Source organism: Streptomyces sp. ICC4, from assembly GCF_003287915.1.
Taxonomy (GTDB): domain Bacteria; phylum Actinomycetota; class Actinomycetes; order Streptomycetales; family Streptomycetaceae; genus Streptomyces; species Streptomyces tritrimontium.
The window spans coordinates 1,976,656-1,990,469 of record NZ_CP030286.1 but is presented as its reverse complement, the minus strand read 5'-3'; the positions used below and the strand labels follow the sequence as shown (position 1 = coordinate 1,990,469).

The following is a 13,814-nucleotide window of genomic DNA, read 5'->3' as shown; positions in this document are numbered from 1 at the left end:
TGCCGGGTCGCGGTGTCCGGTGCGGTGCATCGCAAGGCGGAGGACCACGCCTCGTACTGGACGTACCGGTGTGGTCCGACAACGCGGCGAGGTGCCGTGCCGGGCGCCGCGACCCGGTGAACCTTTCCGGTCACAGCACTAGCTTGCCCGAGTGGGCGTGCCACGCATGCGTCGGCGGGGCCCCAGCAACGGCGAGCAGTCCTGCGTGGTGTCCGCCCGCGCGAAGGACGTACGGGAGCTGTGCCGGCGGATGACCGGGATGGTGCCCCGCGGCCAGGAGCAGCGGCACTACGACCTCGACGCCGAACTGAGCGCCCTGCTGCCCGGCTGAGCCCGGTGCAACCGCACGCGCGCGCGGAGCGTCTCAGGTGGTGACACCAGTCCCCGTCTCTCGAGAATCAGGGGGACGTCATGAACCGTCCACGCCGTCGGCAGGCCGCCGCACTGGGTACGGGCGCACTCCTCGCCACCACCCTCGCCTTCGCAGCGCCGGCCTCCGCCGCCTCCACCACCACCTCAACCGTCTCCTCCACCCCGCTCGTCATCAATGCCCGCTGGGGCGGGCACTGCACGTACGACCGGCTGGTCGTCGACCTGCGGGGACACGTCCCGGCGGTCACCGTCGCCCCCGTCCCGCGGCTGGTCTACGACGGGTCCGGCAAGCCCGTGCCGCTGGCCGGGCGGTACTTCCTGGAGATCCGCCTGGAGCCCGCCGCCGGGCACGACGACGCGGGCCGGAACGTCTACCGCGGACCCAAGCTCCTCAAGGTCTACCTGCCCAAGCTGAAGGGCGTCGCCCTGACCGGCGACTTCGAGGGCCGGGTCACCCTCGGCGCCGCCTTCGACACCAAGCCCGCCTTCACCTCGTTCACGCTGCACGGCCCCGAGCGGTTCGTGCTCGACATCGCGCACCCGAACGTGTGCTGAGCACGGCGGCGGGGCCCGGCGGCGTCGCACCCGCCGGGCCCCGCCCCGTGACCGCCCGGCGGGCGAGGGCGTGTTCGTGTAGTCCAGGAAGCGGAACCACTCGTGCTCACGCGGGTCCGGCCCGCCCTGGTCCACCTGCGCGGTGCCCAGCGCGCACACCTCGTGCCCGGCCAGCGCGTCCCTCAGGTCCATGAAGTCGGTGCCCTTGCCCACGGCCACCGACTTGACCATGTTGCCGATCTGCGGGACCAGCGTGTACGCCGCCCAGGTCGCGTCGCGGTCGTTGAAGGGGCAGCCGTCCTTGAACATCCGGTCCGAGTCGTTCTGCGACAGCCGGAAGGACTCCCCGCCCGGGAGCGGAGACGGATAGGACTGCAGGACGAGGCGGTAGTCGCCGTCCGCGTACCCCGCGCCGCGCATGGCGGCGCGGATGTCGTCCACGACCGCCGCGACCTTGGCCTTCACCCCGGGCAGCTTGCCCTCGACGACCGGCGCCTGCTTCTTCCAGCACAGCCTCCTGAAGTACCAGTCGTACGCGCAGTCTCCGATGATCTGGCCGAACCCGAGGTCGTTCCCGCCGATGGACGGCGCGATGACCTTGACCCGCTTCGTCCTCGCGAGCGCGGCGAGCTGGTCGGTCTGCGGGGCCTCTCCGTTGTACGGCTGCCCGCCCTTGGCGGCGCTGAGCACGTTGACGGTCTCGGCGCCGGAACAGGCGAGGTTGATCCGCTGGTCGATGCCGGGCAGCGGGGCGACCGCGATCTCCGAGACTCCCCCAGCTACCGCTGGGAGGGGCCCCCTGAGCGGTGGCAGCCGCCGACCGCCCCGGAGGCCCCGTAGACCTTGGCCGGGTCGTACTTCGACCCGCCGGTCCAGGCCCGGTCGGTGCCGTTGCGGCTGCCGTCGTAGCGGTCGGTGTTGCCGAGCCAGCGGCCGGCCTCGCCGGAGATGAAGCTGTCGCCCATCGCCACGGCGACGGCCGGGCCGGAGGGCGGGGAGGCCGCGGAAGCCCGGGCCGTGGCCTGGGGGACGCTGAGACCGGCCAGGCCGAGCACGGCGGCGGTCAGCAGCGCGGCGGTGCGCGTGCGGGAACGCATCGGGCATGTCCTCTCGGAGCGGTGGGCAGGGGCGCCGGGGCGCGGGGAGGTGGGGGTGCGCCCCGGCGCTCCCGGGCCGGAGCGGAATGTGCGGCACCCCTGCTCCGGCCGGGTGGCCAGACGCTACGATCGCGGCCCACCGGCCGCCCATCCGTCGGCCATCCGTCCGCGACACAGCGTCAGGAGTGCGCGATGGCCCTCGTCCTCTCACTGCTGGGCCCGGTCCGCATCACCCTGGACGGCCGCCCCCTGACCACCGGCGGACCGCGCGGCCGGCGGGTGCTGGCGGCGCTGGCGCTGGACGCGGGGCGGGTGGTCCCGGCCGCCGGGCTGGCGGCGGCGGTGTGGGACGACCCGCCGGCCACGGCGCGGGAGCAACTGCAGAACGTGGCGGGGGTGTTGCGGCGCGCCGGGGTCCCGGTGGCGCGCACGGAGGCGGGGTTCGCCCTCGCGGCCGACGCGACGGACGCGGCGGAGGACCCGGCGGACCCGGCGGGCGCACCGGACCGGGTGGAGGTCGACGTCCGGGACTTCGCGCGCCTGCGCCGCTCAGCGGAGGCCTGCCGGGACCCGGGCGAGACCCGCCGGCTGCTCGGCCGGGCACTCGGGGCCTGGCGGGGCCCGGTGGCCCTGGCCGGACTCCGGGGCCGGGTCTTCGAAGCCGCGTCGGCCCGGCTGGCCGAGGAACGGCTCGACTGCGTGGAGCACGCGCTGGCCGCGGACCTCGCGCTCGGCCGGCACGCGCGGGTGTGCGCGGAGCTCGCCGGACTGTCGGCCGAACACCCCTTGCGGGAGCGGCTGGTGGAGCTGCACATGCTGGCGCTCCACCGGTCGGGGCGGCGCGGCGAGGCCCTGGCCGCGTACGCCGCGGCCCGGCGGCGGCTGGCGGAGCAGGCCGGCCTGGATCCGGGCGGGGCCCTGACCGCCCTGCAGGCGGCGGTCCCGGCCGACTCCCCCGCCCTGCACCCCCGGCCGCGGCGCCCGCCGCCGACCCGGTGGAGGACCGCGACGCGGACGACGTACGGCGCCGCATGTCCGCACTCCAGCGCGGCTGGACCGCGGGCCGAGACCAGCACGCCCGCCAGCAGGCACAACAGGCACGGCACGACCCACAGCTCGACGCACCGCACCACCACGCACCACCGCAGTCCGGGTCCGAGGCCGGCACCCCTGCCGCCGACGGCCCCGGATACGAGAACGAAGGGGACGGTCGATGACCGCACCGCAGTCCGGAAACGACACCTGGGGCCGCGGCTCCGGCTCGCTCAACTGGCTCCTCGACGAGCTCGTCGACCGGGTCGCCAGCATCCGCAAGGCCGTGGTCCTCTCCGGCGACGGCCTGCCCACCGGCAGCTCCAAGGACCTCACCCGGGAGGACAGCGAGCACCTGGCGGCCGTGGCCTCCGGCTTCCACAGCCTGGCCAAGGGCGTCGGCCGCCACTTCGACTCGGGCAAGGTCCGCCAGACCGTGGTCGAGCTGGACGAGGCGTTCCTCTTCGTCATGGCGGCCGGCGACGGCAGTTGCCTGGCCGTCCTGGCCGACGCCGACTCCGATGTGGGCCAGGTGGCGTACGAGATGACCCTCATGGTCAAGCGCGTGGGTGACCACCTTGCGACCGCCCCGCGCACCGGGCTGCCCGCCGGAGGGTGAGTCGGACGGCATGAGCGAACCAGGCCAGGACCATCCCGCCCGCACCCCCGGCGCGGCCGCCGGCGGGACCTCGGAGGAGGCCCCCGCCGCGGCCGGCGACCAGTGGTTCGACGACGACGCGGGCCCCGTCGTACGCCCGTACGCGATGACCCGCGGCCGGACCAGCCACGCGGGCCAGCACCGGCTCGACCTCATCGCGCTCGTGGTCGCGGAGTCCGCGGCCGACGACCCGGTCTGGGACGCGACGCTGTCCCCGGAACACGCCCACATCCTCGGGCTGTGCCGGGAACGCCCGCAGTCCGTCGCGGAACTCGCGGCGGACCTCGACCTCGCCCTCGGCGTCGTACGCGTCCTGATCGGCGACCTCGCCGCCGACGAACTGGTCCACGTGACCCGGCCGGTACCTCCGGCCGAACTGCCAGACGAATCCATACTGCGTGAGGTGATCGATGGCCTTCGGGCGCTCTAGCCGCACCGGCGCGATGCATGCCGTGTCGCCGGTCGAGCCGCTGACCCTCAAGATCCTGGTCGCGGGCGGTTTCGGGGTGGGCAAGACCACCCTGGTCAGTGCGGTGAGCGAGATCAGGCCGCTCCGGACGGAGGAACGGCTCTCCGAGCCGGGCCGCGGCATCGACGACACGGGGGGAGTGGAGGGCAAGAGCACCACCACCGTGGCCATGGACTTCGGGCGCATCACGCTGCGCGAGGACCTGGTGCTGTACCTCTTCGGTACGCCCGGACAGGACCGGTTCTGGTTCCTGTGGGACGAGCTGGCCCAGGGCTCGCTCGGCGCGGTGGTCCTCGCCGACACGCGCCGGCTCGCCGACTGCTTCGCCGCCATCGACTACTTCGAACGGCGCGAGATCCCCTTCGTGGTCGCGGTGAACTGCTTCGACGGCGCCGACCGGCACCCGGTGGCCTCGGTCCGCGAGGCCCTCGACCTCGCCCCCGAGGTACCGGTGCTGCTGTGCGACGCGCGGGACCGCGAGCTGGTCAAGGACGTCCTTGTGGGGGTCGTGGAGCACGCGATGAACCTGTCCCGGGCCCGGCGGACCCTGACGGCGGGCGCGTAGGCCGACGGCCGGCCCGGGTCCGCCGGGGCCGGCCGACAGCTGCCGGTCCCGCCGGTCCCGCCGGTCCCGCTTCCGGTCCCGCTTCCGGTCCCGCCACATGGAGGCGGCCCGTACCCCCGCCGACTGGGGTACGGGCCGCAGCTCTCATGGGGGGTTCCGGGGTCCCGGTCGCGGAGCGGGACTGTGGAGCGAGTGTGAACCCGCCGCCAAGGGCCGTCAAGCGTTCGGACAACAGCGGCTGTTCAGCGGGTCCGCCCGTCCGGCACGGCCCGCGTACGGGTCCGCACGCGGGTCCGCACGCGGGTCCGCACGCGGGCCCGCACGCCCCGGGCTACCGGACCGCGACGACCGCGGACCCGTGGCCGAACAGCCCCTGGTTCGCGGTGATCCCGGCCCGCGCGCCCGACACCTGCCGGTCCCCGGCCGTTCCCCGCAGCTGCCACGTCAGCTCGCACACCTGCGCGATGGCCTGCGCCGGCACGGCCTCCCCGAAGGAGGCCAGCCCGCCGCTGGTGTTGACCGGGATCCGGCCGCCGAGCGCGGTGGCGCCCTCCCGCACGAGCTTGGCGCCCTCGCCCTCCCCGCACAGGCCGATGTCCTCGTACCACTCCAGTTCCAGCGCGGTGGACAGGTCGTACACCTCGGCGAGCGAGAGGTCCTCCGGCCCCAGCCCCGCCTCCTCGTAGGCGGCCCGCGCGATCGAGGACCGGAAGGAGCCGGGGGTCGGCGCCACCGCGGTCACCGAGTCGGTGGCGATGTCCGGCAGGTCCAGGACCGTACGGGGATACGTGGGCGTGACCGTGGACACGGCCCGGATCCGCACCGGGTCCGCGATCCCCCGCGAGCGCGCGAAGTCCATGCTGCTCAGCACGAGCGCGGCGCCCCCGTCCGAGGTGGCGCAGATGTCGAGGAGCCGCAGCGGATCGGCCACGATCGCCGAGGCCGCGACCTCCTCGGCCGTGACGGCCTTGCGGTAGCGGGCGTTCGGGTTCAGCAGCCCGGCCGCCGCGTTCTTCACCTTGACCTGCGCGAAGTCCTCGCCGGTGTCCCCGTACACGGCCATGCGGCGCCGCGCGTACAGCGCGAAGTACGCCGGGTTCGTGGCCCCGAGGACCCGGAAGCGCAGCCAGTCCGGGTCGTCCGGCCGGTCCCCGCCGGCGGGGGCGAAGAACCCCTTGGGGGCGGCGTCCGCCCCCACCACCAGCACGACGTCGGCCAGCCCGGCCAGGATCTGCGCCCGGGCCGCCCCGATGGCCTGGGCGCCGGACGCGCAGGCCGCGTAGACGCTGGTCACGCGGGCCCCCTGCCAGCCGAGCGCCTGGGCGAAGGTGGCGCCGGCCACGTAGCCCGGGTAGCCCGACCGCACGGTGTCGGCCCCGACGATGGACTGCACGTCCGTCCACTGGAGCCCCGCGTCGGCGAGCGCGGCCCGGGCGGCGGCCCGCCCGTACTCGACGAAGCTGCGGCCCCACTTGCCCCACGGGTGCATGCCCGCCCCGAGGACGGCCACGTCCGCGGAGGAGCCGCTCACGCGTCCACCCCCACGGGCCGGAAGTGCCAGGTCGTCCAGGTGGTGCCGGCGGCGTCCTCGTTCAGTACGCCGGCCACCACCTCCACCTCCATTCCCACCGCCAGATCGCCGACGCCCACCCCGGGCACCGTCTGGCCCAGCACGACCATCCCCTCGGCCTCCAGCTCGACCGCGACCAGGGTGTACGGGGTCCAGGGCGCGTCCGGGTCGGACACGTAGGGGGCCGGCGGCCGGTACCGCCCGTCGGTGTAGGACCAGATCCGGCCGCGCGGGGACAGCGGCGCCTCGACCAGTTCCCCGCCGCCCGGGCAGCGCGGATTGCGGCAGTACGCGTCCTCGCGCGGGAAGAACACGGCGGCGCAGGCGGAGCACCGGCTGCCGAGCAGGCGGAAGCCGCCGCCGTCCGCGTCGTCCTCGGTGAACCACCCGTCCACGACGGGTGTGCGTGTGCGTTCCAAGACCCCTCCCGAAAGCAGAATCTGACGAACCGTCAGAAGTCTGTCACGGGAAGGCGCCGGCGGTCACCCGTTCTCGGCGAGCCACTTGCGCGCGATCTCGCCCAGCTCCGCGTCCCGTCCGGCCAGCATCATCCGGATCATCTGCGCGTCCCCGCGCAGCGACCACCCCGGATTGCCGAAGGTGGCCGGGTTGTTCTTCTCGATCAGGAAGTGCGCCGGCCAGGCGGTCCCGTACCCGATGAGGGGGAGCGCCGCGAGATAGCGCGGGCGGCCGCGCGCCAGCCCGTAGGCCGTGACGGCGAGGCCGGTGAGGGTGCCGGAGAGGTGGACCCAGCGGGTGGCGGCCCGGGAGTGCATGGCGACGTAGTGGGGCCAGAACTCCTCGTACGAACTGAAAGTCATGCCGAGCAACGTACTCAGGGCCGGACGGCCGCGACAGAGACGGGGAAGTCGAAGTACGTGTCCGGGAACGCCTCCGGCTTGTACGTGAAGTGCCACCACTCCTCGGGCAGGTTCACGAACCCCTGGGCGGCCAGCGCGCTCCGCAGCAGGTCCCGGTGCGCACGGGCGGGGCCCGTGACGCGCGGGTCGTCGGTGTGCGCGAGCGGGTCGAAGAAGTCGAAGGGGGTCCCCATGTCGAGCGGTTCGCGGAGCAGGTCCGTGAGCGTCACGTCGACCGTGCTCCCGCGGCTGTGCCCGGACCTCTCGGCGATGTACCCCTCCGGGATCAGCCGGTCCTTCTCCACGGCGGGATAGAACTCCGCCTTGGTCGACCGCTCCGCCCCGTCCGAGGCCCACCGCACGAACCGGTCCACGGCCCGCTGCGGCCGGTAGCAGTCGTACACCAGGAGGGAGTACCCGCGCCGCAGCACCTCCCGCTGCGCCCGGGCCAGCGCCTCGGCGGCGGGCCGGGCGAGCAGGCAGACGGGCTCCTCGTAGCCGTCCACGACGGCGCCGGTGAAATTGTGGGCGCCGGCGTACCGCATGTCCTGGCCGATGCTCGGATCGACGTGGGTCAGCGGCGCGAACCCGGGGGCGGGCGCACCGTTCAGCAGGGCTCCCACACAGCTCACAACAGCCAGCATCCGCATGCCCCTTGGCATACCATCGCCGCATGCCGGCACACCTGAGGGACTCGCACTGCTCCACCTGTGGAGCGCTGTTCGATTCGGCCGACTGGCCCCGCGCGTGCCCCTCGTGCGGCGCCGTCGCCTATCGCAACCCCCTTCCGGTGGCGGTCGCCCTCCTCCCCGTCGAGGACGAGGAGGGGACCGGCCTGGTGGTCATCACCCGCACCATCGAGCCCGCCCTCGGCGGTGTCGCCCTGCCTGGCGGCTTCATGGACTTCGGTGAGGACTGGCGCGAATCGGTCGTCCGCGAACTCCGTGAGGAGACCGGCATCCACGCACCGGCCGCCGACGTCACCCTGGCCGGAGCCCACAGCTCCCCGGCCGGGCACCTGCTCCTCTTCGGCCTCCTCCCGGTCCGCCCGGCCGCCGCCCTCCCCGCGTCCGTCGCCACCGACGAGACGACGGGCTGGCACGTCCTGCGGGGCCCGGAGGAGCTGGCGTTCCCGCTGCACACGCGGGCGGCGCAGGAGTGGTTCCGGGGCGGGTACGCGTAGTCCTCCGCAGGGCGCGGCGAGGGCGCGGCCAGGGTCCGGCGAGGGCGCGGCCAGGGTCCGGCGAGGGCGCGGCCAGGGTCCGGCGAGGGCGCGGCCAGGGTCCGGGCCCGCAGTCCGGCGCGCCCCGCCGGTGCCGGTCAGAGCCCCCGCACCACCACGCCCTCCACTGGCTCCCCGGCCTCGTCCTCCACCACCACCGCGTCCCCGATCCACCGCACCGCGTACCGCTCCACCTCGCCCGGCTCGAACCCCGGCCCCGGATCGCGGACCACCACCCCGCCGCCCGTCCGGCCCCGCGCCGGAGCCCACGCCTCCAGGGCCACCGACCCGTCGGGCGCCCGGACCGGCAGCAGCGAGCCCGCCCGCGCCAGCACCGGGATCCGGTCCTGCGGCGCGTCCAGCAGCACCTGGCCCGGCCCCTCGTACGCCGTGCCCGTCGCCGTGTCGTACCAGCGCCCCCGGGGCAGCCGCACCGCCCGCCGGTCCGCCCCGCACTCCAGCACCGGAGCCACCAGCAGCGCGTCCCCCAGCAGGAAGGCGTCCTCGCAGTCCCGCAGCGCCCGGTCCTCCGGCGCCCCCCACCACAGGGGACGCACGTAGGGGGCGCCGGTCCGCCGCGCGAGGTGCGCCAGCGTCACGAAGTACGGCCGCAGCCGCTCCCGCTCGTCGAGGACCGCCCGCGCGCCCGCCGCCGCCCCCGGCCCGAACTCCCACGGCTCGCGCCGGCCCGCCCAGATCGCCGAGTGCGTCCGGAACAGCGGCAGGTACGAGCCCAGTTGGAGCCACCGCAGGTACAGCTCGGGGGAGGGCGAGCCCCAGAATCCGCCCACATCGGGCCCCGAGTACGGCACCCCGCACAGGCCGAGCCCCAGGACCAGCGCCAGCGAGGCCCGCAGGCCGTCCCACGTGCTCTCCACGTCCCCCGACCACGTGCCCCCGTACCGCTGCATGCCCTGCCTCTTATACACCCCCGACGCTGGCGACGACCGACCCCTTCTGTATATCTGTGGCCGCCGACAACCCCGCCGAACGGCAACCTCGCGCAGGGCAGGCCGGCCACCGCTTCCTCGGCCGTCCAGTCGTACGCGGCGGGCAACGCCGTCGACGGAAACGCCTCCACCTACTGGGAGAGCAGCGGAAACTCCTTCCCGCAGACCCTGACGGTGGACCTCGGCGAGGCCAAGCGGATCGGCAAGGTCACGCTCAAGCTGCCGCCCTCCTCCGACTGGGCCACGCGCACCGAGAACCTCGCGGTGCTCGGCTCCACCGACAACTCCGCCTGGTCCACACTGCTCGGCTCCTCCGGCGTCACCTTCAACCCCGCGTCCGGCAACACCGCGACGCTCACCCTCGACGCGGCCGACGTCCGCTACGTACGGCTGAACATCACGGCCAACACCGGCTGGGCGGCCGGACAGATTTCGGAGTTCGAGGTCTACGCGGCCGACGGCGGCCCGACGACCCCGCCGACCACGACCCCGCCTCCGCCCACCACCCCTCCGGCCGGCACCAACCTCGCGCGGGGCAAGAGCGCGACCGACACCTCCCACACCCAGGGCTACCTGGCCGGCAACGTCACCGACGGGGACGCCGGAAGTTACTGGGAGAGCAACAACAGCTCCTTCCCGCAGTCGCTCACCGTCGACCTCGGCGCCACCCAGACCGTCGGCCGGCTGGTGCTGAAGCTCCCCGCCTCCTGGGGCACCCGTACCCAGACCCTCTCGGTGCTGGGCTCCACCGACAATGCGGCCTGGTCGACTGTGAAGGCCTCCGCCGCCTACACGTTCACCGAGGGATCCAACACGGTCACCGTCACCCTGCCCGCGTCCGGAGTTCGCCACCTGCGCCTGACCTTCGCCGGCAACACCGGCTGGCCCGCGGGCCAGCTGTCGGAACTGGAGGCGTACACCTCCTAGCGCACCCGCACCCGCACCCGCACCCGCACCCGCACCCGCGGCGGGCGCCGGACGGCCGACCGGAGACCTCCCGGTCCGGCCGTCCGGCGCGCCGCGAACGCGGGCCACCGGCTCGGCGATCATGAAGTCGCGGCGGACCATTGACGGCGTCGAAGGGCCTTCCCTAGATTCGCCGCATGGCGAACCCCGAGGCCTTGCCCACGGCCACCGAGTCTCCTTCCCGACAGTCCTCCGTCTGGTGGCGCAGTGCGGCGATCTACCAGATCTATCCGCGCAGTTTCGCGGACGGCAACGGCGACGGCGTCGGTGACATCGCCGGAATCCGCGCGCGGCTGCCGCATCTGCGCCGGCTCGGCGTCGACGCGGTGTGGATCAGCCCCTGGTATCCGTCCCCCATGGCGGACGGGGGGTACGACATCGCCGACTACCGTGACATCGACCCGCTCTTCGGTACCCTGGAAGAAGCCGAAGCGCTGCTGTCCGAGGCGCACGACCTGGGCATCCGGGTGATCGTCGACATCGTCCCCAACCACTGTTCGGACCAGCATCCCTGGTTCCGGGCGGCCCTCGCGGCCGGTCCCGGTTCGCCCGAGCGGGCGCGGTTCTGGTTCCGGCGCGGCCGTGGCGAGCACGGCGAACTGCCGCCCAACAACTGGCAGTCCGTGTTCGGCGGCCCGGGCTGGCGGAGGGTGACCGAGGCCGACGGCGCACCCGGCGAGTGGTACCTGCACCGGTTCGCCCCGGAGCAGCCCGACTTCAACTGGGACAACCCCGAGGTCCGCGCGGAGTTCGAGTCGATCCTGCGGTTCTGGCTCGACCGCGGCGTCGACGGCTTCCGCATCGACGTCGCCGACAACCTCGTCAAGGACCCCGCGCTGCCCGACCACGAGAGCGGGCCCACCCCCTGGGCCGACCAGGACGGCGTCCACGACATCTACCGCGCGTGGCACAAGGTGCTCGACGACTACGACCACCACCCGGTCTTCGTGGGCGAGGTGTGGACTTCCGACCCCGAGCGCTTCGCCCGCTACCTGCGCCCCGACGAACTGCACACGGCCTTCAACTTCCCCTTCCTCCAGAGCCCCTGGGAAGCGACGGCCCTGCGCACGGTCATCGATTCCACACTCGCCGAGCACGCCCCCGTCGGCGCCGCCGCGACCTGGGTCCTCTCGAACCACGACACCACCCGCCACATCACCCGGTACGGCCGCGCCGACACCTCGTACGCGCTCGACGGCCGCCGCGCGCACGGCGTGCCGGCCGACCTCGGCCTCGGGCGGCGCCGGGCCCGGGCGGCGGTCCTGCTGACGATGGCCCTGCCCGGCTGTGTCTACGTCTACCAGGGCGACGAGCTGGGCCTGTGGGAGGTCGAGGACATCCCGGCAGGACTCCGCCAGGATCCGACGTTCTTCCAGACCGGAGGCGAGGACCTCGGCCGGGACGGCTGCCGGGTCCCCCTCCCCTGGGGAGACGAGGCCCCGGACGCCAAGTCCTGGCTGCCCCGGCCGGCCGAGTGGGCCGCGCTGAGCGTGCGCGAGCAGGGCGCGGACCCGGACTCGATGCTCAGCTTCTACCGGCAGGCGCTCGCGCTGCGGGGCACCCAACCGCTCCTGCGCGAGGGCGGGTTCAGCTGGCTGCCCACCCATCCGGGCCGGCCGGGCGTACTCGCCTTCGCCCGTGCCGCGGCCGGATCCTCCGTGCGCTGCCTGGTGAACCTCTCGGCCGGCCCGGTTCCGCTGCCGGACCACACCGAGGTGCTGATCGCCAGCGGCCCGGTCGAGGACGGCGTGCTTCCCCGGGACACCGCGGTCTGGCTGCGCTGAATCAGGGTGACGCGGGGTGGCAGACACCGCTCGGCCGTGCCTCCGCCCCGCCCCCGCTTCCCGGCTGCTCGAGCTGAGGCCGCGCCGACTGAGCCGGCCGCGGGCGCATGGAACGGGCGGCACCGGACACACGTATGCCAACTGGCCTGAACGCAGAAGCAGTCGGGCCGCCCTTCCTCCGTCCACTGAGAAGGCGAGACGTCATGCCGCTGACATTCCGCAAGAGCTTCAGGATCCTGCCCGGCGTCCGGCTCAACATCAACCGCAAGTCGTGGTCGATCACCACCGGCGGCAAGCACGGCCCCCGCCGCACCCGCAGCAGCACCGGACGCCGTACCACCTCCATGAACCTGCCCGGCCCCTTCGGCTGGCGCAAGAGCCGCCGCGGCTGAGCGGCGGATACAGTCGGCTCGCTGCCCGGGCCGGACCGGGTGCGGGGCGCCCGCCATGTTCCCCTCTCGCGTTCCGGCCAGGAGACCCGATGCCCAGTACGCAGGAGTCGGCCGAGTCGGTCACGAACACTTCCACGGCACCGCGCGTGCCGTCGGCCGAGATACGGGTGGCGCGGCTGCGCCGGCGCCTGGAACGGCTGATAGGGATCGCGGCGACCGAGGGGAACGCCCTCACCCCCTTGCGCAACGGGGACGAGATCTTCGCCGCGATGCTGGGCGGCATCCGCCGCGCCCGGTACACGGTGGACATGATGACGTTCGTGTACTGGAAGGGCGACATCGCCCGCGACTTCGCCCGGGCACTCGCCGAGCGGGCCCGCGCCGGTGTGCGGGTCCGGCTGCTCCTGGACGGCTTCGGCAGCCGCCTGATCGAAAGGGAGCTGCTGGACGAGATGGAACGGGCAGGGGTGCAGGTGGCATGGTTCCGAAAGCCGCTGTACCTCTCGCCGCTCAAGCAGAACCACCGCTGCCACAGGAAGGTCCTCGTCGTCGACGAGGAGACCGCGTTCACCGGCGGGGTCGGGATCGCCGAGGAGTGGTGCGGCAACGCGCGCGACCAGCACGAATGGCGCGACACGCACGTAGAGGTCCGCGGGCCCGCCGTCGACGGGATCGCCGCGGCGTTCGCGCAGAACTGGGCCGAGTGCCACGACGAACTCTTCGACGACCGCGACCGGTTCACAGACCACCGCCCGCAGGGCGACGCGATCGTCCAGGTCGTGCGCGGCTCGGCCAGCTACGGCTGGCAGGACATGCAGACGCTGATGCGCGTCATGCTGGAGTCCGCCGAGGAGCGCTTCCGCCTCGCCACCGCCTACTTCTCACCGGACGCGTACTTCATCGAGCTGCTCTGCGCCACCGCCCGGCGCGGGGTCGAGGTGGAGATCCTGCTCCCGGGCCCCCACACGGACAAGCGGGTCTGTCAGCTGGCCGGCCAACACCACTACGCGGACCTGATCTCCTGCGGAGTGAAGATCTACCAGTACCAGCCGACGATGATGCACGCCAAGGTCATCACGGTCGACCACGTCGCCGCCTTGGTCGGCTCGACCAACTTCAACCGCCGCTCCCTCGACCATGACGAGGAGGTCATGCTCGCCGTCCTCGACGAGCGGTTCACCGCCGTCCTCGACGGGCACTTCGACGAGGACCTGGCTGTGAGCGAGCGGATCCAGGAAGGCCGCTGGAAGCGACGCCCCACCCTCCAGCGAGTCCGGGAGCTGGCCGTGCAGCCCATCCGCCGCTTCCTGTGAAACAGGCTC

General features: G+C 73.7%; 17 protein-coding genes and 1 pseudogene. 11 read left to right on the top strand and 7 right to left on the bottom strand.

Annotation, left to right across the window (positions count from 1 at the left end; genetic code table 11):
- The first annotated feature begins 151 nt into the window (after window positions 1-151).
- Window positions 152-331 (top strand): hypothetical protein, encoded by a 180-nt coding sequence (locus DRB89_RS42765; RefSeq protein WP_162688515.1) that lies wholly within the window; start codon window positions 152-154, stop codon window positions 329-331.
- A gap of 80 nt (window positions 332-411) precedes the next feature.
- Window positions 412-927: a hypothetical protein gene (locus tag DRB89_RS09165; RefSeq protein WP_112449443.1), complete on the top strand. Its 516-nt coding sequence runs from the start codon at window positions 412-414 to the stop codon at window positions 925-927.
- 779 nt (window positions 928-1,706) lie between these two features.
- Here the strand turns inward: DRB89_RS09165 and DRB89_RS09160 are convergent.
- Together DRB89_RS09160 and DRB89_RS44355 are read right to left on the bottom strand one after the other, a co-directional pair.
- Window positions 1,707-2,024 carry a hypothetical protein gene (locus tag DRB89_RS09160; protein WP_112449445.1) on the bottom strand — a complete coding sequence of 106 codons (318 nt, stop codon included), beginning with the start codon at window positions 2,022-2,024 and terminating at the stop codon, window positions 1,707-1,709.
- A 549-nt stretch (window positions 2,025-2,573) separates the two neighbouring features.
- The gene (locus DRB89_RS44355) at window positions 2,574-2,990 is read right to left on the bottom strand and encodes a hypothetical protein (protein ID WP_239516064.1); all 417 of its coding nucleotides are present in this window, start codon (window positions 2,988-2,990) and stop codon (window positions 2,574-2,576) included.
- A 29-nt stretch (window positions 2,991-3,019) separates the two neighbouring features.
- On the opposite strand from DRB89_RS44355, the gene DRB89_RS42760 reads away from it, so the two are divergent.
- From DRB89_RS42760 to DRB89_RS09140, 4 genes are read left to right on the top strand one after another with little or no spacing between them, the layout of a single operon-like run.
- Complete coding sequence (locus DRB89_RS42760) at window positions 3,020-3,241, top strand: hypothetical protein (protein WP_162688514.1); 222 nt, start codon at window positions 3,020-3,022, stop codon at window positions 3,239-3,241.
- A complete protein-coding gene (locus DRB89_RS09150) occupies window positions 3,238-3,675 on the top strand; it encodes a roadblock/LC7 domain-containing protein (RefSeq protein ID WP_112451667.1) in 438 nt (145 codons plus the stop codon). The genes DRB89_RS42760 and DRB89_RS09150 overlap by 4 nt, the downstream gene beginning before the upstream one ends.
- A 10-nt stretch (window positions 3,676-3,685) precedes the next feature.
- Complete coding sequence (locus DRB89_RS09145; protein ID WP_239516063.1) at window positions 3,686-4,144, top strand: DUF742 domain-containing protein; 459 nt, start codon at window positions 3,686-3,688, stop codon at window positions 4,142-4,144.
- On the top strand, window positions 4,125-4,748 hold the full coding sequence (locus DRB89_RS09140) for an ATP/GTP-binding protein (protein ID WP_112451666.1): 624 nt from the start codon (window positions 4,125-4,127) through the stop codon (window positions 4,746-4,748). The genes DRB89_RS09145 and DRB89_RS09140 overlap by 20 nt, the downstream gene beginning before the upstream one ends.
- A 331-nt stretch (window positions 4,749-5,079) precedes the next feature.
- On the opposite strand, the gene DRB89_RS09135 is transcribed toward DRB89_RS09140, so the two are convergent.
- The 4 genes from DRB89_RS09135 to DRB89_RS09120 all read right to left on the bottom strand — a co-directional run bounded on the left by DRB89_RS09135 (window position 5,080) and on the right by DRB89_RS09120 (window position 7,822).
- A complete protein-coding gene (locus DRB89_RS09135) occupies window positions 5,080-6,279 on the bottom strand; it encodes a lipid-transfer protein (protein ID WP_275432036.1) in 1,200 nt (399 codons plus the stop codon).
- Entirely contained in the window at window positions 6,276-6,737 is a 462-nt protein-coding gene (locus tag DRB89_RS09130; protein ID WP_112451665.1) for a zinc ribbon domain-containing protein, read from the bottom strand. The genes DRB89_RS09135 and DRB89_RS09130 overlap by 4 nt, the downstream gene beginning before the upstream one ends.
- A 63-nt stretch (window positions 6,738-6,800) precedes the next feature.
- Window positions 6,801-7,148: a DUF962 domain-containing protein gene (locus DRB89_RS09125; protein ID WP_112451664.1), complete on the bottom strand. Its 348-nt coding sequence runs from the start codon at window positions 7,146-7,148 to the stop codon at window positions 6,801-6,803.
- Between the two features lie 5 nt (window positions 7,149-7,153).
- The gene (locus DRB89_RS09120; protein WP_239516062.1) at window positions 7,154-7,822 is read right to left on the bottom strand and encodes a M15 family metallopeptidase; all 669 of its coding nucleotides are present in this window, start codon (window positions 7,820-7,822) and stop codon (window positions 7,154-7,156) included.
- A 29-nt stretch (window positions 7,823-7,851) separates the two neighbouring features.
- Here DRB89_RS09120 and DRB89_RS09115 point away from each other — a divergent pair, with 29 nt between their 5' ends.
- Window positions 7,852-8,361 (top strand): NUDIX domain-containing protein, encoded by a 510-nt coding sequence (locus tag DRB89_RS09115; protein ID WP_112463246.1) that lies wholly within the window; start codon window positions 7,852-7,854, stop codon window positions 8,359-8,361.
- A gap of 137 nt (window positions 8,362-8,498) precedes the next feature.
- Here DRB89_RS09115 and DRB89_RS44350 read toward each other — a convergent pair.
- Window positions 8,499-9,314: pseudogene (locus DRB89_RS44350) on the bottom strand (glycoside hydrolase family 31 protein); the annotation flags it as partial.
- Here DRB89_RS44350 and DRB89_RS43670 point away from each other — a divergent pair.
- The 4 genes from DRB89_RS43670 to DRB89_RS09095 all read left to right on the top strand — a co-directional run bounded on the left by DRB89_RS43670 (window position 9,306) and on the right by DRB89_RS09095 (window position 13,805).
- Window positions 9,306-10,277 (top strand): discoidin domain-containing protein, encoded by a 972-nt coding sequence (locus DRB89_RS43670; RefSeq protein ID WP_239516760.1) that lies wholly within the window; start codon window positions 9,306-9,308, stop codon window positions 10,275-10,277. The pseudogene DRB89_RS44350 and the gene DRB89_RS43670 overlap by 9 nt on opposite strands.
- 176 nt (window positions 10,278-10,453) lie before the next feature.
- Window positions 10,454-12,100 (top strand): glycoside hydrolase family 13 protein, encoded by a 1,647-nt coding sequence (locus DRB89_RS09105; RefSeq protein WP_112447838.1) that lies wholly within the window; start codon window positions 10,454-10,456, stop codon window positions 12,098-12,100.
- A 203-nt stretch (window positions 12,101-12,303) separates the two neighbouring features.
- Window positions 12,304-12,492, top strand: coding sequence for a DUF4236 domain-containing protein (locus tag DRB89_RS09100; RefSeq protein ID WP_112447837.1), 189 nt, complete (start codon window positions 12,304-12,306; stop codon window positions 12,490-12,492).
- 89 nt (window positions 12,493-12,581) lie between these two features.
- Entirely contained in the window at window positions 12,582-13,805 is a 1,224-nt protein-coding gene (locus DRB89_RS09095; RefSeq protein ID WP_112447836.1) for a phospholipase D-like domain-containing protein, read from the top strand.
- Window positions 13,806-13,814: the final 9 nt, after the last annotated feature.

Bases quoted from the DNA above. Each gene is read 5' to 3' on its own strand.
- DRB89_RS09165 (WP_112449443.1), top strand. From the start codon at position 412: ATGAACCGTCCACGCCGTCGGCAGGCCGCCGCACTGGGTACGGGCGCA.
- DRB89_RS09160 (WP_112449445.1), bottom strand. From the start codon at position 2,024: ATGCGTTCCCGCACGCGCACCGCCGCGCTGCTGACCGCCGCCGTGCTC.
- DRB89_RS09150 (WP_112451667.1), top strand. From the start codon at position 3,238: ATGACCGCACCGCAGTCCGGAAACGACACCTGGGGCCGCGGCTCCGGC.
- DRB89_RS09145 (WP_239516063.1), top strand. From the start codon at position 3,686: ATGAGCGAACCAGGCCAGGACCATCCCGCCCGCACCCCCGGCGCGGCC.
- DRB89_RS09140 (WP_112451666.1), top strand. From the start codon at position 4,125: ATGGCCTTCGGGCGCTCTAGCCGCACCGGCGCGATGCATGCCGTGTCG.
- DRB89_RS09120 (WP_239516062.1), bottom strand. From the start codon at position 7,822: ATGCTGGCTGTTGTGAGCTGTGTGGGAGCCCTGCTGAACGGTGCGCCC.
- DRB89_RS09115 (WP_112463246.1), top strand. From the start codon at position 7,852: ATGCCGGCACACCTGAGGGACTCGCACTGCTCCACCTGTGGAGCGCTG.
- DRB89_RS09105 (WP_112447838.1), top strand. From the start codon at position 10,454: ATGGCGAACCCCGAGGCCTTGCCCACGGCCACCGAGTCTCCTTCCCGA.
- DRB89_RS09100 (WP_112447837.1), top strand. From the start codon at position 12,304: ATGCCGCTGACATTCCGCAAGAGCTTCAGGATCCTGCCCGGCGTCCGG.
- DRB89_RS09095 (WP_112447836.1), top strand. From the start codon at position 12,582: ATGCCCAGTACGCAGGAGTCGGCCGAGTCGGTCACGAACACTTCCACG.